Here is a 23,920-nt window from a genome sequence, read left to right as displayed (position 1 = left end):
GGAGGGAGGGGATCATCGGCATCGCCTATTGAAGAACCAGATCGGCTTGCAGGGCGCCGGCCGACTTGATGCCTTGCAGGATGGCAATGATGCCGTCCGGCTTGACGCCGAGGCGGTTGAGGCCGGAAACGAGGGTTTGCAGGTCGGGTCCATCGAGCACCGCGACGCGGGCATCGGGCCGGCTGGCGTCGATGGCGGTGAACGGCTCGACAGCGGTTTCGCCCTTGGAGAAGGGTTCGGGCTGCACGACGCGCGGCGCTTCGGTGATGCGCACCGTCAGCGTGCCGTGGCTGATGGCGACGCGCGAGATCTTGACGTCGTTGCCAATGACGATGGTGCCGGTGCGCTCGTCGATGACGACGCGGGCCGGGGTATCGGATTCGACCACGAGGTTTTCGATCTCGGCATAGAAGCGCGCGGCCGAAACGCCCTTTGGCCTTCTGATCTGCACGGTGCGGGAATCGCGCTCACCCGCGACGCGCATGCCGAAGCGCTGGCTGGTATAGTCGTTGATCGCGTCGGCGATGCGGATCGCGGTCGAGAAATCGGGATTGCGCAATTGCAGCGTCAGCGTCGACTGGTCGTCGAATTCGGCCTTCACCGAACGCTCGACGATGGCGCCGTTCGGCACCCGGCCGGCGGTCGGCACGCCTTGCGTCAATTGTTCGGCCTGGCCCTGGGCGGTGAAGCCCGAAACGATGACCGCGCCCTGGCCAACGGCGTAGATCTCGCCATCCGCCGCCTTCAGGGGCGTCATGATCAGCGTGCCGCCGGCCAGCGAGGTGGCGTCACCCATCGAGGAGACGTCGATGTCGATGCGGGCGCCCGATTGCACATAGGGGGGCATGTTGGCGGTGACGATGACGGCGGCGACGTTCTTGGCGCGCGCGCTGCCGCCTTCGGTGGCGATGCCGAGATTTTCCAGCATGGCGCGGATCGACTGCTCGGTGAACGGCGAATTGCGCAGGCTGTCGCCCGAGCCGGCGAGGCCGATGACCAGGCCGTAGCCGACCAGCTGGTTGTCGCGCGAACTCTGCAACTGGGCGATGTCCTTGATGCGCGAGGCGACCTGGCCGGGCGGCAGCGAGCTTGGCCCGGGCGAAACGCGGAACATGCGAGTGGTGGTCGCCGGATCATATTCCGGATCGTCGTAGACGCCGCCGTTCTTGGCGGCGAGTTCGCGCTTGGCCTTGGGCGTCAGGCCGTCGGCCAGTGCAGGCTGCAGGCCTAGCGTGGCAGCGAGCAGAAGGGCAAACGGGCGCATCATGAAGCGCTGACCTGGATGGTCCCGTCGGCCATCACCGTGCCGGAGAGGATCTTGCCGCTATCGCTGTTGCGAACCTTGATGAGGTCGCCGGCCGAACCTGGTTGCAAGGTTACCGCGGTGGCCGATATCGTCAGTCCGCCGGCGATGAAGAAGACCTGCACGGCAGCACCCTGTTCGACCAGCCAGGCCTCGCGGATGGCGGCGGTCGGGATGTAGCGACCGGGCAGCAGCGTGCGCTTGGCGATCTTGCCTTGAAGCTCCTCGGCGCGGGTCGCCATCGCATCGGGCTTGTGCTTGCCGGGGATGAGGGTCACCTGTTTCAGGGCGGCGAGTTCGATGGTCTCGCCGGGGTAGATGACGCGGCTGGGGATCAGCACGACCTCGCCGGCAGGCTGATTGCTGGCGATCTGCGTTGCCGATTGATTTGTCGATTCCTGGGCGAAAGCCGGCAAGCCGGCGGCCACCAGCGCAAGGACCAGCGCGGTGCGGCGGAATGCGGAGCAGGAGATCGGCATGGCCATCATCCCTACCTGATGTTCTTGGAGACGACCGAGGCCATGTCGTCGGCGGCCTGGATCACCTTGGAATTCATCTCATAGGCGCGCTGCGCCGAGATCAGCTCGGTGATTTCCTTGACCGGGTCGACGTTGGAGGCCTCGAGATAGCCCTGCTGGATGGTGGCGAAGCCGGGATCGCCGGGCACGCCGGCATTGGCCGGGCCGGAGGCCGTCGTTTCCTGGAACAGATTGTCGCCGAGCGGCGCGAGGCCCGCCTCGTTGGCGAAGTTGACGATCTGGAGCTGGCCGAGATTCTGCAGGTCGGTCTGGCCGTCGATGCGGGCAAAGACCTGACCGGTCTTGTTGACGATCACCTCGACCGCATCGGTCGGCACGGTGATGGCCGGAATGACATTGGCGCCATCCACCGTCACCAACTGGCCGGTGGCGTTGGTGTTGAAGGCGCCGGCGCGGGTGTAGAGCGTGCCGCCATCGGCGCCCTCGATCTGGAACCAGCCCCTGCCGGTCAGCGCCATGTCGAAACTGTTGCCGGTGCTGGTCAGTTCGCCCTGGGTGTGCACGTTGCGCACGGCCGTCGTCTTGACGCCGAGACCGATCGAAACGCCTTCCGGCACCAGCGAGGCGTTGGAGCGATTGGGTACGCCTTGCGTGCGGTCGACCTGGTAGAGCAGGTCGGAGAATTCGGCGCGCGCCCGCTTGTAGCCGGTGGTGTTGATGTTGGCGATGTTGTTGGCGATGACTTCCAGATTTGTCTGCTGGGCATTCATGCCGGTGGCGGCGATGGAAAGTGCTTTCATGACCTGCTCCTCAGATACCCATGCGACTGACTTCGAGGTAGGCCGAAACGACCTTGTCGCGGATGGCGACGGCGGTCTGAAGCGCCTGCTGCGCGCTCATCACGGCATCGACGACCTGGCGGGTGTCGGCATCGCCCTTGAGCGCCTGGAGCGACACCTGTTCGGCATTCTGCAGCGTGTTGACGGTCTTGGAGGCTGCCTGGCTCACAGCTTCGGCAAAGGAGGTGCCAAGGTTGCCCGATGTCGCCGGCGCGACACCGCCCTGAAGCAGGTCGGTCGCCGTATCGCCCAGCCCGGGCTTCAGGTTGAGCGCGCCGATGCCGTTCACGATCATTGGTTCCTCATCAGGTCGATGGTCATTGAAATGAGGTCGCGCGCCTGCTTCACGACTTGCAGGTTGGCCTCGTAGGAGCGGTTGGCCTCCGTCATGTCGGCCATTTCGATCAGCACGTTGACATTGGGCATCTTGACGTAGCCCTTCTCGTCGGCGGCCTCGTTGCCGGGCTGGAATTCAACGGGGAAGACACTCGGATCGCGGTCGATCGAGTTCACTTCAACCGTCGAGGCGCCGGAAGCCCGGTCAAGCTCGGAGACGAAGCTGATGGTCTTGCGGCGATAGGGGTCGGCGCCGGGCGTGGTGCCGGTCGACTGGGCATTGGCGAGGTTTTCAGAAACCACGCGCAGGCGCTCGGACTGGGCGCCGAGGCCGGATGCTGCGACTTTCAGGGCTGCGGTCAGTGCGTCCATGGTCAGCTCTTCACCGCCATCATCATCATCGAGTGGAAAGCCTTGACGATCGCCGTGTTGAGCTCGAAGGAACGGCGCACCTCGCCGGCCTTGAGGAGTTGGTCCTCAAGCACGACGGTGTTCTTGGACGGCATGACCACGCCGTCATCTTCCTGCGGCTTGATGGTGAAGCCGGCATTGGTCGCCGCGCTGCCGAGATGGCCGGCCTCGGTGGTCTGCAACGACACAGCCGTGCGGTCGAGCACCTTCTCGAAGGGCTCGACATCGTTTGCCGTGTAGCCCGGCGTGTTGGCGTTGGCGATGTTGCCGGCGATCGCCGACTGGCGCACGGAAAGCCACTGCGCTTGCTTGGCGGCGAGATCGAAAAGGGAAACGGGCTCCATGGGAATCTCCGGGCATGTGCCCAAAGACTAGGCCGCCAGTCTTGCGCGGACCTTGCGGGCAGCCGCTACCTGGAAAGCTGGATCAACTGGTTGGTGCTGGTCAGCATGACCCATTTGCCGTTGCGCTGCTCGATCGACGAGACCGTGCTGGAGTCCGGCAGTATCGAGCCGCGCTGGACGATCCACAGGCCGGTGTCGTCCTCGATCATGGCGCGGCCGTTGGCGACATGAACCATGCGGAATTTCGCGACATCGGCCGGGAAGGGCTGGTCGCCGGGCGGCTGCGCCGGGGTGGCCTCATCCTGCACCGTCCCGGTGGCGAGCAGGTCGATGCTGGTGTTGGGAAGGTCCTTGGCCGTCAGCGGCGCGCTGCGCGAGGTCACCACGCCGCCACCCTCGCGTCCCGAATTGGTGCCGGTGCCGCCAAACTTGATCGCCTGAACGCCGAACTGTTCCTGGTTGAAGAAGATATACCAGGGAAACAGGGCGCAGATCAGGCCGAGCGTGACGCCGAGCGCGGCGATGACGAAGTCGCTGCGCCGGTCCGCCTTCTTGCTCAATTTTGGAAATTGCGCCTTTGGCGGCTGCGGCCATTCGGTGACGGGAAACAGGCCGTCGATCAGCGATTCGCGGCTAGCCTGCGCCATCTCGGCAGGCTCGACGCGGGGGACCACAGGCGCGACGGGCGCGGCAGCCCGAGCCACAGGTTCGGATCGGGGTAGGATCGGCTTGACGGCTCTGGCCAGAACAGCCGCGGTCTTGGCCGCGATGGCGCTGGCGGCTTTTGCCTTGGCCCTCCTCTCCTCCTCGGCTCGAGCTTCCTCGGCGGCGTTCGCCGCGGCGATCATCTCATTCAGGATGCGCTCGGTGTACTGGCGTTCAGTCTCCTGATTCGGCATTCAGCTTTCCCTTGAGATGGCGGGCGAGATCGGAGAACGGATCGGCGGACGGGCGGTCCCTGGGCGATTGCGTCAGCGCCTCGTAGATCAGCGGCACCTGGCGCACGGCGATGTCGAGCTCGGCGTCGGCGCCACCCTGATAGGCGCCGAGCAGGCGGATGTCGCGCGTGTCCTCGAAGCGGGCGATCATCGACTTCAGCCGCGTCACCAAAGCGCGCTGTTCGACGCTCCAGGCCTTGCCGGCCAGGCGCGATATGGACGACAGCGGATTGACCGGCGGATAGCGACCCTGTTCGGCGATCGCGCGGTCGAGCACGACATGGCCGTCGAGGATGCCGCGCACGGAATCGGCGACCGGATCATTGTGGTCGTCGCCGTCGACCAGCACGGAAATGATGGCGGTAATCGACCCCTTGCCTTCGGCCCCCGGTCCGGCGCGCTCGAGCAATTTGGGAAGTTCGGTGAAAACCGAGGCGGGATAACCGCGGGCGACCGGCGGCTCGCCGGTTGCCGTCGCCACCTCGCGCAACGCATGGGCGAAGCGGGTGATCGAATCCAGCACCAGGAGCACACGCTGGCCCTGGTCGCGAAAGTGCTCGGCGACGCGCATGGCGGTGTCGGGCGCGCGCCGGCGCATCATGGCGCTCTCGTCGCTTGTGGCGACGACGGCCACGGTCTTGGCCATGCTGTCGCCGATCGTGTCCTCGAGGAATTCGCGAACCTCGCGGCCGCGTTCGCCGATCAGCGCCACGACGACGGTGTCGAACGCGTCGGCGCCGGCGAGCATCGCGAGCAGCGTCGACTTGCCGACGCCCGAACCAGCGAAGACGCCCATGCGCTGGCCGAAGCACAGCGGCGTGAAGATGTCGATGACCTTGACGCCGGTCATGAAGGCGGTACCGACGCGCTGCCGCGCCATTGCGCCTGGCGTCGTGGCGCCGCCCGACAGGTCTTCGCCCCTGATCAGCGGCGGACCGCCATCGATGGCCCGGGTAAGCGCGTCGATGGTGCGGCCGCGCCATGAATCATGCGGCGCCACCGCCAGCGGACCCCTGCGGAACACCGCATCGCCGATACCGGCATCGGCGCTGCGTTCGAAGGGAGCGACGACGACTTCGTCGCGGCTGATCTTGACGATCTCGCCGCGGCGCGCGCCGGACTGGCCGCGCTGCTCGACGATGTCGCCCAGCCTGGCGAAATCGGAAAGGCCGCGCACCTTGTAGTGCGTGGACGTGACTTCGGTGACGAGACCGCCACGCTTGACCAGCCCGTCGGCGTTGCCGAAACGCCTGATAACCCGTTCCAGTGCGGCGAGCCGATCTTCGGGCGCCGGCTGCAACTGCCTTTCGGGTGCGCGGATGGAGGACCGGTCGAGCGACATACTATGACTTCGAGCCGAGCGTCTTGATCGCCTCGTCAGTGGAAGAATCCGTCTGCCGCATCAGGGCGGCAGTGTTCTCGAAGGCGCGCTGGACCATGATCAGGCGGGTCATCTCCAGCACCGGATTGACGTTGGATTCTTCGACGAAGCCCTGGGCGATGCCGACATCGGAGCGGTCGGTGACCGGCTCGGGGGTGCGCGCCGGCACGATGCCGGAATTGCCGTAGCGCACGAAATTCTCGCCCGGGTCGAAATTGTAGAGGCCGATCGAGCCGACAAGCTGGTCGTTCTGGCGCAGCGAGCCGTCGGCGCCGGCCTTGGGCGGACCGTTGCGGGGGTCGAGCTGGATCGGCGCGCCGCCGGCGTCGAGCACCGGATGGCCTTCGATCGACATCAGCTCGCCATTCTCGTTCATCGAGAAGCGGCCGTCGCGGGTCATGACGGTGCCGGCCGGTGTGTCGATGGCGAACCAGGCGTCGCCCTGGATGGCGAAATCGAACGGATTGCCGGTCTCGGTCAGCGAACCGTGGGCGCCCGAAAGATAGGTCTTGCCCGACGAGGCGAAGGACACTGATTTCTGCCCAGTGCCCGACACCATGTCCTCGAATTTCACGCCGGTGGCGCGAAAGCCGACAGTGTTGGCGTTGGCGACATTGTCGGCGATGGTGTCGAGCCGGCGCTCGAGCGCCATCTGCGCGGAAAGGGCGACGTAGAGACTATCCTGCATGATCAGAACTTCAACTTCTGCATGGCCATCATCAGGTCGGTGGAGATGCCCGCCGTGACCGGCTGGGCAAAGAGCACGCTGACTGACGTCACGGCCGTCGAGGTCGGATTGTTGATCTCGTACATGCTGGTGAAGCGGGTCAGGAACTTGCCGAGTTTCACGGGGTCGGTGAAATCCGAGATGTCGAGCTTCTGTTCGAAGAGCTGCGCCTGCTTGTCGATGTCGGCAGTGGCGAAGGAATCGGGGAGCCCCAGCGCAGTGCGCACGACGCTTGCAAGGGCGGTGTCGGCGAGCACATCGTACCAGCTGGTGATGTCGGGCGCCTTGCGCTGGAAATAAAGCGCCAGCCGCACGCCCTCATTGGTCTTGCCGGCATCCTCCTCGAGCGTCTGGCGCATATACTTGTCGACAGTCGGCTGCTGCGCCGGATTGATGGTGGTGGCGGCTTCGCCGTACTGCTCGAAGTTGAAGGCCGAGGCCAATGCCGCGTAGGCCGGGTTTTTCTGTTTGTTGGCGACGCTGTTGGGGTCGCGCACGCCACCCTGCAGGACCTGTTTGATGAGGTCCTTGTTCTCCGTCGCCGAATCGAGACCGAACGCGGCCAGCGCGTAAGTGTAGAGCCGGCTGTTCGACATCAGGTCGTCGACCGATTTCACCTTGGTGATGTTGGCGAGATAGTAGGTCGTCTCGCCCTTCACATAGTCCGAATTCGGATCCAGGCCGGCGATCTGCGCCTGCGTGGCGTAATTCTTCGTCACCAGCTGCTGCGCCTTGTTGTAGATGGTGGCGTCGGCGCCATTGGCGGCGAAGTTGAAGGCGCTGACGAATTGGGCATAGCGCTTGTCGGTCAGCTTGTTGGCGAAACTGTTAGGGTCGGTGACGCCTTCCTTGAGCGCCTTGACCATGAAGGCCTTGGCGTAGTCCATGTCCTCCAGCCCGTAGGCCTTCATGGCAAATTTGAAGAGCCGGTCATTGTTGACGAAATCATCGATCGATTTTACCTTGGTTATGTTGGCCAGGTAATATTTGGTATCGCGGTCGACAGTCGGCTGCTGCTCGATGCGGTCGATCGACTTGTTTATGTCCTTGGTGATCAACTGGTAGCTGGTAAAGGTATTGAGCAACGTCATGCCTCCGGCCGAAGCTTAATGTCGCGACAATAACCTCACTTCCTTGCGCGAAACTGAATCGCCCAACATTCGGTTCCGTGGCAGCCCGGATTCAAGCCTCACACAAGGCACGGGGACTATCCCTTGGACCTGTTGTGAAATGCGGAAGGACCTGTCGTGGGCATTCTGATTGGACTTGTGGTGACGCTCGGCTGCGTCCTTGGCGGCTTCATGGCCATGGGCGGGCATCTGCACGTGCTGGTCCAGCCGTGGGAAGCCGTGGTCATCTGTGGCGCCGCACTGGGGACGTTCCTCGTCGCCAACCCAATGAAGACGGTCAAGGATACCGGCAGGGGCATTCTCGAGGCGTTCAAGCAGGCGGTGCCGAAAGAACAGGACTATCTGGAAACGCTCGGCGTGCTGCACAGCCTGATGCGCGAATTGCGCTCGAAGTCGCGCAGCGAGGTCGAGGCGCATATCGACAATCCGGAAGAATCAGCGATCTTCCAGGCCTTTCCGACGGTGCTCAAGAATCACGATCTGATGAATTTCATCTGCGACTACTGCCGCATCATCATCATCGGCAATGCCCGCTCGCACGAGATCGAGGCGCTGATGGACGAGGAGATCCAGACCATCAAGTCCGACAAGATGAAGGCCTATCACGCGCTGGTCGCTGTCGGCGACGGCCTGCCGGCGCTGGGCATCGTCGCCGCCGTGCTTGGCGTGGTCAAGGCGATGGGCGCACTCGACCAGTCGCCGGAAATCCTCGGCGGCCTGATCGGCGCCGCGCTTGTCGGCACATTCCTCGGCATCTTCCTGTCCTATGCCGTGGTCGGGCCCGTCGCCACCAAGATCAAGACGGTGCGCGAGAAGAAGAACCGCCTCTACATCATCGTCAAGCAGACGCTGCTCGCTTACATGAACGGCGCGCTGCCGCAGGTGGCGATCGAATTCGGCCGCAAGACGATCTCGTCCTATGAGCGGCCGACCATCGACGCCGTCGAGCAGAGCACGATGAACACCGGCGGCGCCGAGAAGAAGGCCGCTTGAGCAATGCACGACAGATCGGTGCCGACACGGTCATGACCAGCCCAGGCAGCCCCGCGCAAGCGCGTTCGTTGATCATCGAGCGCCTGGTCGGCGACAGCGGCGAGGCCGATCAGGTCATCGACGCCGGCCGCGCCATGGCCGAACGCGCCGTGCCGCTGCTGCAGAAGGGCCTTTCGGACGAGCTCGGCGTTCCCGTCATCGTCGACCTCAAGGCCGTCGAGGTCAGCCGCGTCCCCGAGGCGCGCTCGCGCGCCGGCGACAATTTCGCCATGACAGTCGTCGGTTCGCCGGCATCCTCTGATGCGATGACGCTCGTCATCGACGCTGCCGCGATCGCGATCATGGTCTCGACGCTGTTTGGCGGCGATCCGGATATGCCGGCGTCGCCGATCGAGCGCGATCTGTCGCCGATCGAGGCCGATGTCTCGACCATGGTGTTCCAGGAGGTGGCGCAGGCGCTGAACGGATCCGGGCGGCGCTCGCTCGACCTGCGTCTGCCCGTGCCGCGGGCGATGTCGGGTACCGAGGCGAAACGGCATGTGCTGCGCGACGGCGCTGCCATCCGCATCGTCCTTGGCATCTCGACGCCGGTCGACAGCGGCTCCATCACGGTGACCATGCCGCAGCGTGTCGTCCTTGCCGGCCGCGACGGCACCGCCGGCCTCAGCGAAGACGATCATGGCAGCAGTTGGCGCGCACGCTTTTCGGAAGAGGTGATGCGCTCGACGGTGGCGCTCGAAGCCACCATGCCGCTGACGCGGCTGACGCTTGGCGACCTCGCCAATCTCCAAGTGGGCCAGGTCATCGACTTCGACGAAACGGCGCAATCACGAGCTCGCCTCAGCGCGCGCGGCCAGACGCTGTTCGTATGCGAGTTCGGCAAACTGGGGCAGAATTACACCGTCCGAATCAAGCATCCCTTCGATGCCGGGCAGGATTTCATCGATGGGCTCATGCCGGCCGGTGCCGGGCGCGCCTGAGCTTTTGGAGACAACGCATGGCCAAGACCAAAGTGGAAGCAGAACTCGACCAGCCGGACGAGCAGCTAGACCGCGCCATCGAGGAATTGCGCGGGGTCCTGCATGAAGAGGAGCAACGCCCAGATGCGGCTTTCAGGGCCGCCGCGGGCGCCAATTCGAACGTCATCATGAACATCCCCGTCGATGTCCAGATCATCCTCGGCAGCACCGAGATGGCGGTGGCCGACCTGATGGCGCTGCAGAAGGGCTCGACGGTGGCGCTCAACCGCCGCATCGGCGAACCGGTCGACGTCGTGGTCAACGGCCGCAAGATCGCCCGCGGCGAGATCACGGTGCTCGAAAGCGATCCCTCGCGCTTCGGCATCAGGCTGACCGAAATCATCGCCGGCACGAAGGGCGCCTAGACATGGCTGGTGGGGCTTGCCGGTTGCAGCGGAGGCGAGAGGCAGCATGACGCCGCTGACGACCTTGACGCGCGCGCAGAAGGCGGCCGCCATATTGGTGGCGATGGGCAAGCCGTCCGCGAGCCGCCTGTTGAAATTCTTCAAGCAGGAAGAGCTCAAGGCGCTGATCGAGGGCGCGCGGCTGCTCAGGACCATTCCGCAGAGCGATCTCGAGCGCATCGTCGCCGAGTTCGAGGCCGAATTCACCGAGGGTGCCGGCCTGCTCGATTCCGCCGACAGGATGGACACCATCCTCAACGAATCGCTGTCGCCCGAAGAAATGAACGCCATCATGGGCAACAAGAAGCCGGAGGCGGCGCCCGAAGGGCCGCCACCGATCTGGCCCGATCTCGAAAAACTCGAACCTTCGCGGCTGGGCACCTTCCTGGCCGGCGAACATCCGCAGACGGCGGCCATGGTGCTGTCGAAGCTGGCGCCGCAGGCGGCGGCGAGCGTGCTTTTGACGCTGACGAAGGAGATGCGCGGCGAAATCATCAAGCGCATGGTGACGATGGCCAATGTTCCGGCGGCCGCCACCAGGATCGTCGAAAACCGGTTGCGCACCAGCGTGCTGTCGGAAACCTCGACCAAGGACACTTCGGCCGGACAGGCGCGCGTCGCCAGCGTGCTCAACGAGCTGGACAAGCCGCTGCTCGAGGAGGTCATGCAGGACCTGGAAGCCGCCGGCACGCCCGACCTCGATGGTGTGAGGGCAAGGCTCTTTGCCTTCGACGACCTGCCGCTGCTCACCCAGAAGGCGCGCGTGCTTCTGTTCGACGGACTGTCGACCGAGCTTGTCACGCTGGCGCTGCGCGGTACATCGGCGGCACTCGCCGAAGCAGTACTCTCGGCAATCGGCGCACGGTCACGGCGCATGATCGAAGCCGAACTTGGACAAGGGTCGGAGGGAGTTCCGGCTGCCGACATACTGTCGGCGCGCAAGACCATCGTGACGACGACCATCCGGCTGTCGCGCGAGGGCGCATTCGAACTTCCCGCGACGCAGAACGCCGCCTAAGGCATGTCCGACGCCGCCGACAAGGACTCCAAAACCGAAGAGGCGACGGAAAAGAAAGTCCGCGACACCATCGAACAGGGCAAGCTGCCCCATTCGAGGGAAACCGCGATCCTCGCCTCCTTCGTCGCCATACTGGTGTTCACCGTCTTCTATGCCAAGGACGCGGTCATCAACCTCGGCATGTTCCTGTCGATGTTCCTCGAGAAGCCCGAGGCCTGGCCGATGAACACCGAGACCGATGTCATCGATCTCTACAAGATCGTCATGCTGGAAGTGAGCCGCGCCGTCGTCAGCCTGCTGGTGCTTTTGACCGTCGCCGGCATCGGCGCCTCGGTGCTCCAGAACATGCCGCAATTCGTCGGCGAGCGGATCAGGCCGCAGCTGTCGCGCATTTCGATCACCAAGGGCTGGAACCGGATGTTCGGTGCCCAGGGCTGGGTCGAGTTCCTGAAATCCCTGGCAAAGGTCGGCTTCGCCATTGCCGTGCTCACCTTCACGCTGTCGGAGGATCACCGCAAGCTGCTTGCCGGGATGATCACCAATCCGGTCGCTTTCGGCCTCGTCATCCGCGGCATCGCGGTCGACATATTGGTGGCGATCGTCTTCGTCATGGGGCTGATCGCGGCGATCGATATCGTCTGGTCGCGCTTCCACTGGAAGCAGGACCTGCGCATGACCAAGCAGGAGGTGAAGGACGAGTTCAAGCAGTCCGAAGGCGACCCGATCGTCAAGTCGCGGCTGCGCTCGCTGGCACGTGACCGCGCGCGCAAGCGGATGATGACGGCGGTGCCGCGCGCGACGCTGATCATCGCCAACCCGACCCACTTCTCGATTGCGTTGAAATATGTGCGCGACGAGGATTCGGCGCCGCTCGTGGTGGCCAAGGGGCAGGATCTGGTGGCGTTGAAAATCCGCGAGATCGCGAAGGAGCACAACATTCCGATCTTCGAGGACGTGACGCTCGCCCGCTCCATGTACAAGCAAGTTTCGGTCGATAATGTGATCCCGTCGCAATTCTACCAGGCCGTCGCCGAACTGGTGCGGATCGTCTACTCGAAAAAGGCTGAGCGCAGACAGATTTCATGAACCGCCAACCACACGCAAAATCCCGCGAGATCATCGTCGCCAGCGCCATCGAGCAGGTGGTCGGCGAACTGAGATTGATCGATGTCGCCGACTACATCGCCTTCATCCGGCTGGAGCATTTCGCCTGCCTTTCGGATCTGGTCGATTCAGCAGTGGAGCTGTTCTTCATGCCGGGCACGCTCAAACTGGGTCATGGCGGCGAGGCGCATGTCGACTGGAGCGGCAGTCCGCGCATCGTGCTCGACCTGGAACTCAGGCCACCCGGTGTGACCGTCTATTTCCAGCTGACGCTGAGCGAGGCCGGCAATTCGGTCGCGGTCAATTACGTGTCGTTCGAAAAGCCCGGCGAGGACCCCGAGCACAATACGGCGCTGCTGGAGGCGGTGATCGAACAGGCCCGGATCCGCAGGGTCGAGCCGCTGGCCTTCTGAGGTCTGTTGATATTCAGGTGAGGCTACGTAGCTCACGTACCCAAAAGTACGCTCCGCTCCGGTTCTCGGTATCAACCATTTTCGGCTCAGCCTGACCTGAATCTCAACAGACCTGAGCGCCTTATCAGCGATTACTCGATCAGGCCCAACCGCAGCGCCTTGGCGACCGCCTGGTTGCGGTTGACGGCGTTGAGCTTCTGGGTCGACTGGGTCAGGTACTGGTTGGCGGTATGCACCGACAGCTTCAGGAGCCGCGCGATCTCCTCGCTGGTGTTGCCGTTGGCGGTCAGCTTCAGGCATTCCAGTTCGCGCTTGGAGATGGCTCGCATCCTGCCGGCATCGCTCGGACGGATACGCGCGACAGCGGCGAAGAGGGAAAAACAGCGGGCGTGGATTTCGTAGAGCGCATCCTGCGGTAGCGCGATCTCCGATCCCAGGAAGACGACAAGGCCGCACTGACCGCGATCGGCGTGGACGGGAAAGGCAATGCCGCTGGTGCCGGGCGCCAGGGGAGATATCTGCGCGGTCCAGGCAAGGTTGCCGAACATTTCGGCCATGGCCGCGACGCCGTCATCCGTCCACCAGCGTGGCTCCGTCGAGTTGTGGGTGTGGCGCACGATCTCCTCGCCATTGGCGCCCGAGATGAACTTCGTCGCCACGGCAATGCCGGGATAGTCGGAATCGAAGCACGGCACCAGCCGCGCCCGTTCCGGCGACGGGCTGACGAAGTACAGGCCGAAGGCCGAGGCGTTGATGTCGACCGATATCCAGCGACAGCGGCGCACGGCATCGGGAATGGTGACGGCGTGATGTGTCTCGGAGCTGAGCGAGAAGGCGCCGAAGGGGCTGCGCTGCTCGTTGAAAAGGGCCTCCGCGGCGTCCTTGATGTCGGCGTGTTTCAAATGATGCCACTCCTGATCGCCGTGGCGATGGCCATCGCACGGTTCGAGGCCGCGAATTTCTGGATGGCGTGGGTGATGTAGCTGTTGACGGTGTTGGAGGAGACGCCAAGGATGACCGCCACCTCATCGGTGGTCTTGCCCTCCGAGACCCAGAACAGGCATTCGCGCTCGCGATCGGAGAGCGGATCCTGCATGGCGGCGGCGGCGATCAGCTGCGGGATATGCGAGAGCGCGTAGCAGCATTTCAACTGCGCCTTCATCAGCGCCGGCTGGTCGATATGGCCTGATGTCGCCGCCGAGAACAGGGCGAACAGACGCTGGCGGCCGACATTCAGCCGCAGCGAGTAGATCTCGGCATGGCCGAGCACGTCGAGAAGGCGGGCCTCTTCGCCGGAGACCAGCCCGTCGGCATCGGGCGCCTCGGCGGCCACCAGCGGTCTAGGCCGGATGCCGGGCGCGACCGTGAGGGCCCCTTGGGCAAGGCTGGCGATCAGCCGCTTGCCGATCAGTTCGATGGCGTCGAAGATCCAGTTCGAGGAGACGATGCGCGCGTCGTTGCGGTCCTGGTCATGGACGATGGCGACCAGCATGTAGCTGTCGGCGCCGATCTCGGCGATCAGCTCCATGAAAAAGCTGGTCAGATCACCGCGCGACGTCAGGCGCGAGCCCAATGTGTCGGATTGAAGAAGCGCGGCGGGACTGCTCATTTGTTGCTTTTGGCCGGAATCGTTTCTGCCGTCCGGATGCTGGAGGCCAGCCGCCGAACCCGAAAACGCGTTACTTTTACGAGACACACACGAGGCGCGGGGCCGCGCCCAACCAGACGGAATCCATTCAGGGAACGCGAAGACATCCGCGTCTGGCGCCGGAAGATTCCGGAACGTGAGACTTTGGGTGGTCGCCGCGCCCCCCAAGGACCGGCTGATTCGGGTCTAATCTACCCGCAGATGAATCCGACATCAAACGCGATTTGACAAAATCGAATCCGACGGACTCACATGCGACTCAGAGGTCGACTTTCGCGGCCTTCGAGCGTGCGAAAATGCCGGGACTGCGCAAGCCGGCCATATCCGCGCTCCGTCCGATGCGATAGATTCGCAAACGCCGAAGGGGTGGGCACCTTCGGCAATGGAGTTCGTAGCTGCGTTACGGCCGCGGTCGTTGGCAGCGGTGCCATGCGGGCTCCCGGCATCTTTTGTTTCGGGGGAAACGATGAGCGATTCATTTCGGGAAGTTACTTCCGTCTCGTGGTTCGGACGGATCAAGCGCGCGGTCGGTGGGGTTATCTTCGGCCTGCTCTTGATCGTGCTGATGGTGATCGGGCTGTTCTGGAACGAGGGCCGCGCGGTGCAGACGGCGCGCTCGCTGGCCGAAGGCGCCGGCGCCGTGGTCTCGATTGGCGCCGACAGGGTCGATGCCGGCAATGACGGCAGACTGGTGCATGTCAGCGGGCCGGTGACGGCCGATAGCGGCCTGTCGGATCCGGATTTCGGCATCGCCGCGCAAGGACTGCGGCTGTCGCGCAGCGTCGAGATGTATCAGTGGAAGGAAGAGACCAAATCCGAGACCACCAAGAAGCTTGGCGGCGGCGAGGAGACGGAGACCACCTCCAGCTATTCGAAAGTGTGGGACGACAGCCAGATCGACTCTTCGGACTTCAAGAAGCAGGACGGCCATCAGAACCCGCCAATGGCGATCCACAGCCGCGCCTTCCAGATCCCTGAAGGCAAGCTCGTCGCCTTCGATCTGGACACGCCGGTGCTCGACCGCATCGACGGCGACAAGGCGTACTCGCTGTCGGCCAGCCAGTCGGCGGCGATCAAGGCCGCCTATTCCGGCACGAAGCCGCTCAGCGTCGTTGATGGCAAGATCTATCTCGGCAGCGACAACACGACGCCCGCATTGGGCGACTACCGCATCGGCTACGAACTGGCGCCGCTCGGCGTGGTCAGCATTGTGGCGCGGCAGGTCGGCAGCCGCTTGGAGCCGTACCAGACGCAAGCGGGCGATGCGCTGCTGATGGTCGATACCGGCAACGTGCCGGCCGACAAGATGTTCGCCGAGGCGGTGAGCGCCAACACGCTGATCACCTGGCTGCTGCGCGCCGCCGGTCTTTTGCTGCTGACCATCGGCTTTGCCCTGTTCCTCGGCCCGATCGGCGTGATCCTCGACGTCATCCCGTTCCTCGGCAGCATGGCGCGGATGGGAACCGGCATCATCGCCTTCTTCCTGGCGATCCTGGTCGGCACGACGACGATCGCGATTGCCTGGTTCTGGTATCGGCCGGTTCTGGCGGCAGGCATACTGGCGGCCGGCGTCATCGCGGCGGCGGCGGTCTATTATCTCGGCCGCTCACGCAAGGTTGCCGCGCCAATGGCCACGCCGAGCACAGGTACCGCAACGTAGCTTGCAAAAAAGGGCTGATATGCCGCCCTTTTTCGTCGTACCTCTTATTGTCCGCTCCGGGTTTGTGGGCAGGCTTAGCGGTCCTCGAAACCGGTCAGCACGCCGACGGCGTTGATGCCGATCTCCTCGACGGCATAGCCGCCTTCCATGACGAACAAGGTGGGAAGGCCGAGCCTGGCGATGCGGCGACCGATCTTGGGATAGTCGGGGCTTGTCAGCTTGAACTGGCTGATCGGGTCCTTCTCGAAAGTGTCGACGCCGAGCGAAATGATGACGATGTCGGGCGCATAGGCGGCGAGCTTGGCGCAGGCATCCTCAAGCGAGGCGTTCCAGGCGTCCCAGCCGGTGCCGAACGGCATGGGATAGTTGATGTTGAAGCCTTCGCCGGCGCCTGCGCCGCGTTCATCGGCATGGCCGAGGAAGAACGGGTATTCGACCATCGGATCGCCATGCAGGTTGAGGACCTGCACGTCGGCGCGGTCGTAGAAGATTTCCTGCGTGCCGTTGCCATGGTGGTAGTCGACGTCGAGGATGGAGATGCGTTTGGCGCCCTGGTCGAGGAACCACTGCGCGGCGACCGCGGCGTTGTTGATGTAGCAATAGCCGCCCATGAAGCCGGCGCCGGCATGGTGGCCTGGCGGGCGGCAGAGCGCGAAGGCCGACCTCTCGCCGCCCTTGACCAGGCCGGCCGCGGTCAGCGCCACGTCATAGGACGATTTGATCGCGGCCCAGGTGCCTTCGACGAAGGTGGCGCCGGCATCGAAGGAATAGTAGCCGAGCAGGGCATCGACACGCTTCGGCGGCACGTCGCCACGCAGGCCGCGCGTCGGCCAGGTGAAGGGCATGGCCGTGCCCTCGTGGCCGGAGGCTACCCATTGCGGCCAGACCGTCGGCAGGAAGTCGATATAGTCTGATTTGTGGATGCGCTTGGCGGCGGCAAGATCGTGCTCGAGCGGCAGGACGATCGGACCGAGCTTCTCGCTTTCGACCCGTGCCTTGATGAATTCCGCCCGCGAGGGTTTTTCAAAACCCGGCACGATCGCCGAGGTGACCAGTTCCATCTGGCCGGCATGGCCAGCATGAAGCGGCGAATAGACAGTCTTCATGAAATTCCTCTCGAAATGCGAAATCAGTCAAGGTTGAGATAGGGGCTCACCAGAGCGAGCCACATGGTTTCCACATCGTCCTCGATGAGGTCGTATGTCCTGCGATCTCTCTTCAGTCCGACCAGCCGGCAGGCGTGCCCGACCTCCATCATCACCAGGCCAAGCCGTTTGGCGATCTTGTCTTCGAGAGCCGGATTCACATGCCGCAGCCAGGCGGCGTAAAGCGCGATGATCTGCTGATCATATTCGTCCTGGATAGGCCTGAGATCGGCGTTGCCGGATATGGCCTCGATCACCGGCATCAGGGTCGCGTTTTCGAGATAGATACTGGACGTGTCGATGAAGAGCTTGCGCACTTCGCGCCGAAATTCGTCGCGGCTGGTGGGCCGGGGGACCTTGATGCGCTTCTCGATCACTTCGGGAAAGGAGGACAGCCAGCGCCGGGCGAGGTCCAGAAGAATGGCTTCCTTGTTGGGAAAGTATTGATAGACCGAGCCGACCGACAGGCCCGCGCGCTGCGCAATGGCGAGCGTCGTCGGCGTCCTGGTTCCTTGCTCCCGCGTCAAGATCAGCGCCGCGTCGAGAATGCGGTCGACCACCTTGCTCGACCGTTGCTGCCGAGGCTGCTTGCGCGGCTCGAGCGCTATCCTGGTTTTGCGGTCGAGACTGCGCTTCACTGCTCTATGTCCTCGTTCCCCGCCTGGTCCCAACACGAGCGCAGGGTGCTGTCCACAATACATTCTAAATTCCGCATGTTGACAAACGCGAATAATCAGTCGCATTCTTTATCCACGCTGTCCCTAGGGATAACAAGGGGAATTTCGAAGGCAGCGGACTGGCATCGTTTTTTGTTCCGTGGCGCCGCTCCGGTGTAGTGGCAGGTCGTTGAGCGCAGGGCTGTCGGTCTCAGTCGGTCATCAAAAGCGCGGAGTCGCGATGTCTGCTACGGGTACGGGTCACAATGCGGATCTGATCGTCATCAATGGTCGTGTGCTGACCATGGACGGTGGCAATCCCGTAGCCGAGGCCGTTGCCGTCAAGGATGGCGCCATCATCGCCGTTGGCAGCCGGGTCGCCATCGAAGAACTCAAGGGAACGGCCACGCAGGTGATCGACGCCAAGGGCGGTTCGGTCCTGCCCGGCTTCATCGAAGCCCATATGCATCTGTTCTCGGGAGGGGCTGAGCTCGCGCATCTTCAGCTTGGCGGTGTCCATGGCTTCGAAGCGCTGCAAAAGGCGATCCGCGACTATGCATCGACCAAGCCCGACGCAAAAATGCTGGTCGGGCAGGGCGTCGACTACACGGTGCTCGGCGACGAGCGGGTGACGCGCCACCATCTCGATGCGATCCTGCCGGATCGCCCGTTCTGCATGGCGGCGCCCGATCATCACACGATGTGGGCCAACACCAAGGCGCTGGAGATGGCCGGCATCCTGCAGGGTCGCGCGCTTGGTCCGGGCAATGAAATCGTCATGGGCGAGGATGGCCTGGCAGCCGGCGAACTGCGCGAGGGCGAGGCCTTCGGCCCGGTGCTCGATCTTGCCGGCGAGGGCCGGGTGCGGCTGGGGCTGGCGACCGGCGGCGAGCCGGATCCAATGCCATCCGCGGCCGAACGCGCCGCCGACCGCGACATCATGCGGCGCGGCCTGGCCTGGTGCGCGCGTCACGGCATCACCTCCATCCAGAACATGGACGGCAATCTCTACCAGCTCGAGCTGCTGGCCGAAATCGAGGCCGAGGAGGGGTTGCCCTGCCGTGTGCAGATACCCTTCCACTACAAGAATTTCATGACGCTCGACATGCTCGACAAGGCATCCGTCATGACCGAGCGCTACAACAGCGAGTGGCTGTCGTCGGGCATGGTCAAGGTGTTCTATGACGGTGTGCTCGATTCCTGGACGGCTGTCATGGTCGAGCCGTATGCCGACCGTCCCGACTGGGTGGGCGAGCCGCTTTTCACACCGCAGCAATTCATCGATCTCGCCGTTGCCGTCGACCGGCGTGGACTGCAGATCGCGGTGCACTCGATCGGTGATGGCGCAGTGCGCGCGGTGCTCGACGGCTACGAGGCGGCGCAAAAGGCCAATGGCAAGCGCGACAGTCGCCATCGCATCGAACACATCGAGGTCACCACCACGGCGGACGTGCCGCGCTTCGCCGAACTCGGCGTCATCGCCTCGATGCAGCCGCCGCACCCGCCCGGCGCCATGGATTTCCCGCTCGAGCCGACCGTGTCGCGCATCGGGCCGGCCCGCTGGCCATTGAGCTATGCCTGGCGAACCCTGAAGAATGCCGGCGCGCATATCGTCTTCGCCTCGGATTGGCCGGTGTCGCCGATCGACCCGATCCTGGGCATTCAGGCGGCAGTGATGCGCAAACCATGGGCAGACAGCGACCCGGACCAGAGTTTTTCGCTGCAGGAATCGCTCGCCGCCTACACGGTCGAGGGCGCCTATGCCGAATTCGCCGAACACCGCAAAGGCACGCTGAAATCAGGCTATATGGCCGACCTGGTGGTGCTGTCGGCCGATATGGAAAAGACGGCGCCGGCCGATCTGCACAAGGTGCGCCCGGTGACGACGATTTGCGGCGGCAAGGTGACCTATCAGGCCTGACAATGGCATGAGGCTTGCTGGCTAAAGACGGACTGAACTGTGATTCAATGCCGGGCTTGCCAACCTACCGGGCGTGTGGTCACATCGAACAGGGGAACAGCTCCGCCAGCAAGAGCGGGGTCAACAGTGAGGCGTAATCGTGCCGGACAAACCGGATCGGAATGCGATTGAAGTAGTAAACGTCAGTAAAATTTTCGGATCGGGTGAGGGGCAGGTCGCCGCCCTCGACAAGGTGTCGGTATCCATTCGCGAGAACGAGTTCTTCACGCTGCTGGGACCGTCCGGCTGCGGCAAGACGACCCTTCTGCGACTGATCGCCGGCTTCGACTTTCCAACCGCCGGTGAAATCCTGCTCTACGGTCAGGACATCGCGCCGCTGCCGCCCTTCAAGCGGCCGGTCAACACCGTCTTCCAGTCCTACGCGCTGTTCCCGCATATGACGGTTGCCGACAATATCGGCTTCGGCCTGGAGATGCTCGGCAAGCCGAAGGGCGAGATCAAGGCGCGCATCGCCGAGATGCTCAAGCTGGTCAAGATGGAAGCGCTGGCCGGCCGCCGCACGGCCCAGATTTCCGGTGGCCAGCAGCAGCGCGTGGCGCTGGCCCGGGCGCTCGCGCCGCAGCCGAAAGTGCTGTTGCTCGACGAACCGCTCTCGGCACTCGACTACAAGCTGCGCAAGGAGATGCAGATCGAGTTGAAGCGGCTGCAGCACGAGACCGGCATCACCTTCATCTTCGTCACCCATGATCAGGAAGAAGCGCTGACCATGTCGGACCGCATCGCGGTGATGTCGTCGGGCAAGATCCTGCAGGTTGGCTCGCCCTGGGATATATACGACAAGCCGGCGGAGCGCTTCGTCGCCGACTTCATCGGCGAGACCAACTTCCTCACCGCCGCCATATCGGGCACCGGCAACGGCAAGACACGCGCGACGCTCAAATCCGGGACGACCATCGAGGCGACCGTTGCCGAAGGGTTCCAGCCGAAGGACAACGCCACGGTGGTAGTGCGGCCCGAGCATGCCAAGCTGACCAAGGACAAGGGAGACCTGTCTGGCACGGTCGAGAACATCGTCTATTTCGGCACCGACACGCATATCCATGTCCAGCTCGACAGCGGCGAGGCCTTCACCGTGCGCCAGCAGAACACACGCAGCGCAGGCTGCGGTTTCGAGCGCGGCGACAAGGTCGGCATCCTGATCGGCAACGACGCCGCGCAAGTGCTGAGGGACTGATGGCCACCGCGGAAGAAGTCGCCAAGGCAGCGGAACGGCGTGATGTCCGTGACCGCTGGCTTTTGTCAGCACCGGCGCTGCTGGTCATCCTGCTCGCCGCGACCGGCCCGTTGCTGATCGTGCTCGTCTACTCGTTCCTGACGCCCGGCGCCTATGGCGACGTGAAATGGCAGTTTTCACCCGATGCCTGGGTGTCGGTGTTCATGGAACGTGACATTTTCGACGACACGCTTTCGCTTGCGGCGGCGCATGTCACCATCTTCTGGCGCTCGATCAAGCTTGCGGTGGTGACGACGCTGGCGACCTTGGCGCTCGGTTTCCCGACCGCCTATTTCATGGCGACGCGCAGCGAGAAGACCAGGGATCTCTGGCTGTTCCTGATCACCATCCCGTTCTGGACCAACCTCCTGATCCGGACTTTCGCGGTGCTGCAGATCATCCGCAACGAAGGCATCATCAACACGATCCTGCTCAAGCTCGGCATCATCTCGGCGCCGATCCAGATCCTCTACACCGACACCGCGATCCTGATCGGCATGGCCTATGTCTACCTGCCGCTGATGGTGCTGCCGATCTACGCCAGCATGGAGAAGCTCGATTTCCGCCTGGTCGAGGCCGGCTATGATCTCTACGCGACACGCTTCAAAGTGCTGCGGAAGATCATTTTCCCGCTGGTCAAGCCCGGCGTCATTGCCGGCTCGATCCTGGTCTTCATTCCGGCACTCGGCGCCTATGTGACGCCGGTCGTGCTGGGCGGCGGCAAGAACATGATGCTGTCCAACCTGATCGAATTGCAGTTTGGACAAGGACGCAACTGGCCGCTTGGCTCGGCGCTGTCGATCACGGTGATGGTCATCGTCATGCTGGCGTTGCTTGCCTATGTGCGCAACGCCGGCAAGTCAGGGGTGCGTCATGGCTAGCAACTTCTCCATCAAGCACCAGCCGGGCTTCACGGCGATCGCGGCGACCTGCTTCGTCGTGCTCTATTTGCCGATCATCGTGCTGGTCCTCTACGCCTTCAACGCGGCGAGCTCGACATCCGAATGGGGCGGCTTTTCGCTGAGATGGTTCCAGTCGGCCTACCAGAACACGCAGGTCATCGACGCAACGCTGCGCTCGTTCCAGATCGGTGCCATCGCGGCGGTGCTGTCGACCATCTTCGCCACGATGGCGGCACTCGCCACCACGCGCACCGCCCCCTATCCCGGACTCACCTTCAAATATGCGGCAATCAACCAGCCGCTGATGGTGCCCGAGATCGTCACCGGCGTGGCGCTGCTGATCTTCTTCTCGCGCATCAAGATCTTCACCGGCTATTCCGGCCTCGGTTACCTGATCGCCGCGCATACGGCGTTCTGCATTCCGTTCGCCTATCTGCCGATCCGGGCGCGGCTGGAGAATATGGACCTGACGCTCGAGCGCGCCGCGGCCGATCTCTACGCGACCCCGTGGAAGACCTTCCGCCGTATCACGCTGCCGCTTTTGTGGCCCGGTATCCTTGCCGGCCTGATGCTGGCCTTCGTCATCTCGCTCGATGACGTCGTCATCACCGAGTTCGTCAAATCGGGCGGCCAGGACACGCTGCCCACCTACATGCTCGGCCAGATCCGCCGTGGCGTCACACCCGAGATCAACGCGATATCGACCGCCTTCCTGCTGCTTTCGGTCGCGATCGTCACGTTGTTTTTCTTCGTCAGCAGGAAACGAGACTGAACCTGAAAATGGGAGTTAGAACGATGAACTGGAAGACAACGGCGACCGCCATGGGGTTGGCGCTGCTCGCTTCGACGGGCCTCGCCCGCGCCGAGGGCGTGCTCAACATCTACAATTGGGGCAACTACACCAGCCCCGACGTGATCAAGAAGTTCGAAGACAAATACAAGATCAAGGTGACCATCACCGACTACGATTCCAACGACACCGCGCTTGCCAAGATCCGGCAGGGCGGCACCGGCTTCGACATCGCCGTGCCGTCGCAGACCTACGTGCCGATCTGGATCAAGGAAGGCCTCCTGCTCGAGACCGATCCGGGCAAGATGGAGAACTTCAAGAATGTTGCGCCGGAATGGGCCAATCCCGAATTCGATCCGGGCCGCAAATATTCGGTGCCGTGGGCCTGGGGCACGATCGGCGTCGTCGTCAACACCGATGCCTACAAGGGGCCGGCCGATACGTGGGGCATCGTCTTCAACACGCCCGACGAGCTGAAGGGCAAGGTCAACGTCGTTCCCGAGATGAATGACGTCATCTTTGCGGCGATCAAATATGTCGGCGGCCAGCAATGCACCGACGACAAGGCGGTGCTGAAGAAGGTGCGCGACCTTTTGGTGGCGGCCAAGCCGAACTGGATCGCGATGGAATACAACACCATCGAAAAGATGGGTGCCGGCGACTTCAAGGCAACCAGCGACTGGAACGGCTCGGCGCTGCGCCAGCGTCTGGCCAATGCGGCCATCCATTACAACTATCCGAAGGAAGGCTTTGGCCTGTGGAGCGACAATGTCGTCGTCCTGAAGGAAGCCAAGAACGTCGAGAACGCCAAGCTGTTCCAGAACTTCATCATGGATCCGGAAAACGCGGCTGGCCTCTCGGCCTTCCACCGTTACGCCAACGCCATCACCGGCTCGGACAAATACATGCCGGCCGACATGAAGGACGCGCCGGAAGTCGTCATTCCGGCCGACGCCAAGCCGAAAGGCGAATTCCAGAAGATGTGCGCGCCGGAAACGCAGGAACTCTACACCAAGATCTGGACCGAACTGCAGAAATAATCGCTGCATGCCAGACCCGGCGGCAAACACCGCCGGGTCTTTTCTT

At 63.4% G+C, this 23,920-nt stretch carries 26 protein-coding genes; 12 read left to right on the top strand and 14 right to left on the bottom strand.

All coding sequences use genetic code 11. The annotated features are described in order from the left end of the window. Positions 1-25 precede the first annotated feature (25 nt). The 10 genes from D3242_RS15990 to D3242_RS15945 all read right to left on the bottom strand — a co-directional run bounded on the left by D3242_RS15990 (position 26) and on the right by D3242_RS15945 (position 7,843). Positions 26-1,267: a flagellar basal body P-ring protein FlgI gene (locus tag D3242_RS15990; protein WP_019860952.1), complete on the bottom strand. Its 1,242-nt coding sequence runs from the start codon at positions 1,265-1,267 to the stop codon at positions 26-28. Then, complete coding sequence (gene flgA / locus D3242_RS15985) at positions 1,264-1,788, bottom strand: flagellar basal body P-ring formation chaperone FlgA (RefSeq protein ID WP_167470430.1); 525 nt, start codon at positions 1,786-1,788, stop codon at positions 1,264-1,266. The genes D3242_RS15990 and flgA overlap by 4 nt, the downstream gene beginning before the upstream one ends. A gap of 5 nt (positions 1,789-1,793) precedes the next feature. Next, positions 1,794-2,582: a flagellar basal-body rod protein FlgG gene (flgG, locus tag D3242_RS15980; protein ID WP_019860950.1), complete on the bottom strand. Its 789-nt coding sequence runs from the start codon at positions 2,580-2,582 to the stop codon at positions 1,794-1,796. Between the two features lie 10 nt (positions 2,583-2,592). After that, entirely contained in the window at positions 2,593-2,916 is a 324-nt protein-coding gene (fliE, locus tag D3242_RS15975) for a flagellar hook-basal body complex protein FliE (protein WP_019860949.1), read from the bottom strand. After that, entirely contained in the window at positions 2,913-3,329 is a 417-nt protein-coding gene (gene flgC, locus D3242_RS15970) for a flagellar basal body rod protein FlgC (RefSeq protein WP_010911274.1), read from the bottom strand. Before flgC ends, fliE begins: the two co-directional genes overlap by 4 nt. A gap of 2 nt (positions 3,330-3,331) precedes the next feature. Then, positions 3,332-3,712 carry a flagellar basal body rod protein FlgB gene (gene flgB / locus D3242_RS15965; protein ID WP_019860948.1) on the bottom strand — a complete coding sequence of 127 codons (381 nt, stop codon included), beginning with the start codon at positions 3,710-3,712 and terminating at the stop codon, positions 3,332-3,334. Positions 3,713-3,777: 65 nt separating this feature from the next. Next, a complete protein-coding gene (locus D3242_RS15960) occupies positions 3,778-4,611 on the bottom strand; it encodes a hypothetical protein (protein WP_064980725.1) in 834 nt (277 codons plus the stop codon). Then, a complete protein-coding gene (gene fliI / locus D3242_RS15955; RefSeq protein WP_064980723.1) occupies positions 4,592-5,992 on the bottom strand; it encodes a flagellar protein export ATPase FliI in 1,401 nt (466 codons plus the stop codon). The genes D3242_RS15960 and fliI overlap by 20 nt, the downstream gene beginning before the upstream one ends. Before the next feature lies 1 nt (position 5,993). After that, on the bottom strand, positions 5,994-6,719 hold the full coding sequence (gene flgF, locus D3242_RS15950) for a flagellar basal-body rod protein FlgF (RefSeq protein ID WP_019860945.1): 726 nt from the start codon (positions 6,717-6,719) through the stop codon (positions 5,994-5,996). Positions 6,720-6,721: 2 nt separating this feature from the next. Continuing rightward, on the bottom strand, positions 6,722-7,843 hold the full coding sequence (locus D3242_RS15945; protein ID WP_038653309.1) for a DUF1217 domain-containing protein: 1,122 nt from the start codon (positions 7,841-7,843) through the stop codon (positions 6,722-6,724). A 162-nt stretch (positions 7,844-8,005) separates the two neighbouring features. Between D3242_RS15945 and motA the strand changes: the two genes are divergently transcribed. The 6 genes from motA to D3242_RS15915 are packed head-to-tail and all read left to right on the top strand — an operon-like array spanning position 8,006 to position 12,839. Continuing rightward, entirely contained in the window at positions 8,006-8,881 is an 876-nt protein-coding gene (gene motA, locus D3242_RS15940; protein WP_019860941.1) for a flagellar motor stator protein MotA, read from the top strand. 32 nt (positions 8,882-8,913) lie between these two features. Continuing rightward, entirely contained in the window at positions 8,914-9,861 is a 948-nt protein-coding gene (locus D3242_RS15935; RefSeq protein ID WP_020629030.1) for a FliM/FliN family flagellar motor switch protein, read from the top strand. 17 nt (positions 9,862-9,878) lie between these two features. After that, positions 9,879-10,265: a flagellar motor switch protein FliN gene (gene fliN / locus D3242_RS15930; protein WP_019860938.1), complete on the top strand. Its 387-nt coding sequence runs from the start codon at positions 9,879-9,881 to the stop codon at positions 10,263-10,265. A gap of 46 nt (positions 10,266-10,311) precedes the next feature. Beyond that, positions 10,312-11,322 carry a flagellar motor switch protein FliG gene (locus tag D3242_RS15925; protein WP_064980720.1) on the top strand — a complete coding sequence of 337 codons (1,011 nt, stop codon included), beginning with the start codon at positions 10,312-10,314 and terminating at the stop codon, positions 11,320-11,322. 3 nt (positions 11,323-11,325) lie between these two features. Beyond that, the gene (gene flhB / locus D3242_RS15920; RefSeq protein ID WP_064980718.1) at positions 11,326-12,408 is read left to right on the top strand and encodes a flagellar biosynthesis protein FlhB; all 1,083 of its coding nucleotides are present in this window, start codon (positions 11,326-11,328) and stop codon (positions 12,406-12,408) included. After that, positions 12,405-12,839, top strand: a complete 435-nt coding sequence (locus D3242_RS15915) for a hypothetical protein (RefSeq protein ID WP_064980716.1) — start codon at positions 12,405-12,407, stop codon at positions 12,837-12,839. Before flhB ends, D3242_RS15915 begins: the two co-directional genes overlap by 4 nt. 131 nt (positions 12,840-12,970) lie before the next feature. Here the strand turns inward: D3242_RS15915 and D3242_RS15910 are convergent, their stop codons facing one another. Then, positions 12,971-13,741 (bottom strand): helix-turn-helix transcriptional regulator, encoded by a 771-nt coding sequence (locus tag D3242_RS15910; protein WP_019860934.1) that lies wholly within the window; start codon positions 13,739-13,741, stop codon positions 12,971-12,973. Beyond that, the gene (locus tag D3242_RS15905; RefSeq protein ID WP_027047354.1) at positions 13,738-14,448 is read right to left on the bottom strand and encodes a helix-turn-helix transcriptional regulator; all 711 of its coding nucleotides are present in this window, start codon (positions 14,446-14,448) and stop codon (positions 13,738-13,740) included. The genes D3242_RS15910 and D3242_RS15905 overlap by 4 nt, the downstream gene beginning before the upstream one ends. Before the next feature lie 505 nt (positions 14,449-14,953). On the opposite strand from D3242_RS15905, the gene D3242_RS15900 reads away from it, so the two are divergent. After that, positions 14,954-16,147 carry a TMEM43 family protein gene (locus tag D3242_RS15900; RefSeq protein WP_223217861.1) on the top strand — a complete coding sequence of 398 codons (1,194 nt, stop codon included), beginning with the start codon at positions 14,954-14,956 and terminating at the stop codon, positions 16,145-16,147. Between the two features lie 74 nt (positions 16,148-16,221). Here the strand turns inward: D3242_RS15900 and D3242_RS15895 are convergent, their stop codons facing one another. Then, complete coding sequence (locus tag D3242_RS15895) at positions 16,222-17,253, bottom strand: histone deacetylase family protein (RefSeq protein ID WP_064980712.1); 1,032 nt, start codon at positions 17,251-17,253, stop codon at positions 16,222-16,224. A gap of 23 nt (positions 17,254-17,276) precedes the next feature. After that, positions 17,277-17,930 carry a TetR/AcrR family transcriptional regulator gene (locus D3242_RS15890; RefSeq protein ID WP_064980711.1) on the bottom strand — a complete coding sequence of 218 codons (654 nt, stop codon included), beginning with the start codon at positions 17,928-17,930 and terminating at the stop codon, positions 17,277-17,279. 259 nt (positions 17,931-18,189) lie between these two features. Between D3242_RS15890 and D3242_RS15885 the strand changes: the two genes are divergently transcribed. The 5 genes from D3242_RS15885 (at position 18,190) to D3242_RS15865 (ending at position 23,874) form a co-directional block, all read left to right on the top strand. Beyond that, positions 18,190-19,869 (top strand): amidohydrolase, encoded by a 1,680-nt coding sequence (locus D3242_RS15885; protein ID WP_019860927.1) that lies wholly within the window; start codon positions 18,190-18,192, stop codon positions 19,867-19,869. Positions 19,870-20,008: 139 nt separating this feature from the next. After that, positions 20,009-21,103, top strand: coding sequence for an ABC transporter ATP-binding protein (locus tag D3242_RS15880; RefSeq protein ID WP_019860926.1), 1,095 nt, complete (start codon positions 20,009-20,011; stop codon positions 21,101-21,103). Further along, on the top strand, positions 21,103-22,023 hold the full coding sequence (locus D3242_RS15875) for an ABC transporter permease (protein ID WP_019860925.1): 921 nt from the start codon (positions 21,103-21,105) through the stop codon (positions 22,021-22,023). The genes D3242_RS15880 and D3242_RS15875 overlap by 1 nt, the downstream gene beginning before the upstream one ends. Continuing rightward, complete coding sequence (locus tag D3242_RS15870) at positions 22,016-22,816, top strand: ABC transporter permease (protein WP_019860924.1); 801 nt, start codon at positions 22,016-22,018, stop codon at positions 22,814-22,816. The genes D3242_RS15875 and D3242_RS15870 overlap by 8 nt, the downstream gene beginning before the upstream one ends. A gap of 23 nt (positions 22,817-22,839) precedes the next feature. Next, complete coding sequence (locus D3242_RS15865; protein ID WP_019860923.1) at positions 22,840-23,874, top strand: ABC transporter substrate-binding protein; 1,035 nt, start codon at positions 22,840-22,842, stop codon at positions 23,872-23,874. Positions 23,875-23,920 lie beyond the last annotated feature (46 nt).

The organism is Mesorhizobium jarvisii (assembly GCF_003601985.1).
GTDB lineage: Bacteria > Pseudomonadota > Alphaproteobacteria > Rhizobiales > Rhizobiaceae > Mesorhizobium > Mesorhizobium jarvisii.
Note: the sequence above shows the minus strand (reverse complement) of the source record. Positions and strands in the feature narration are given on the sequence as shown.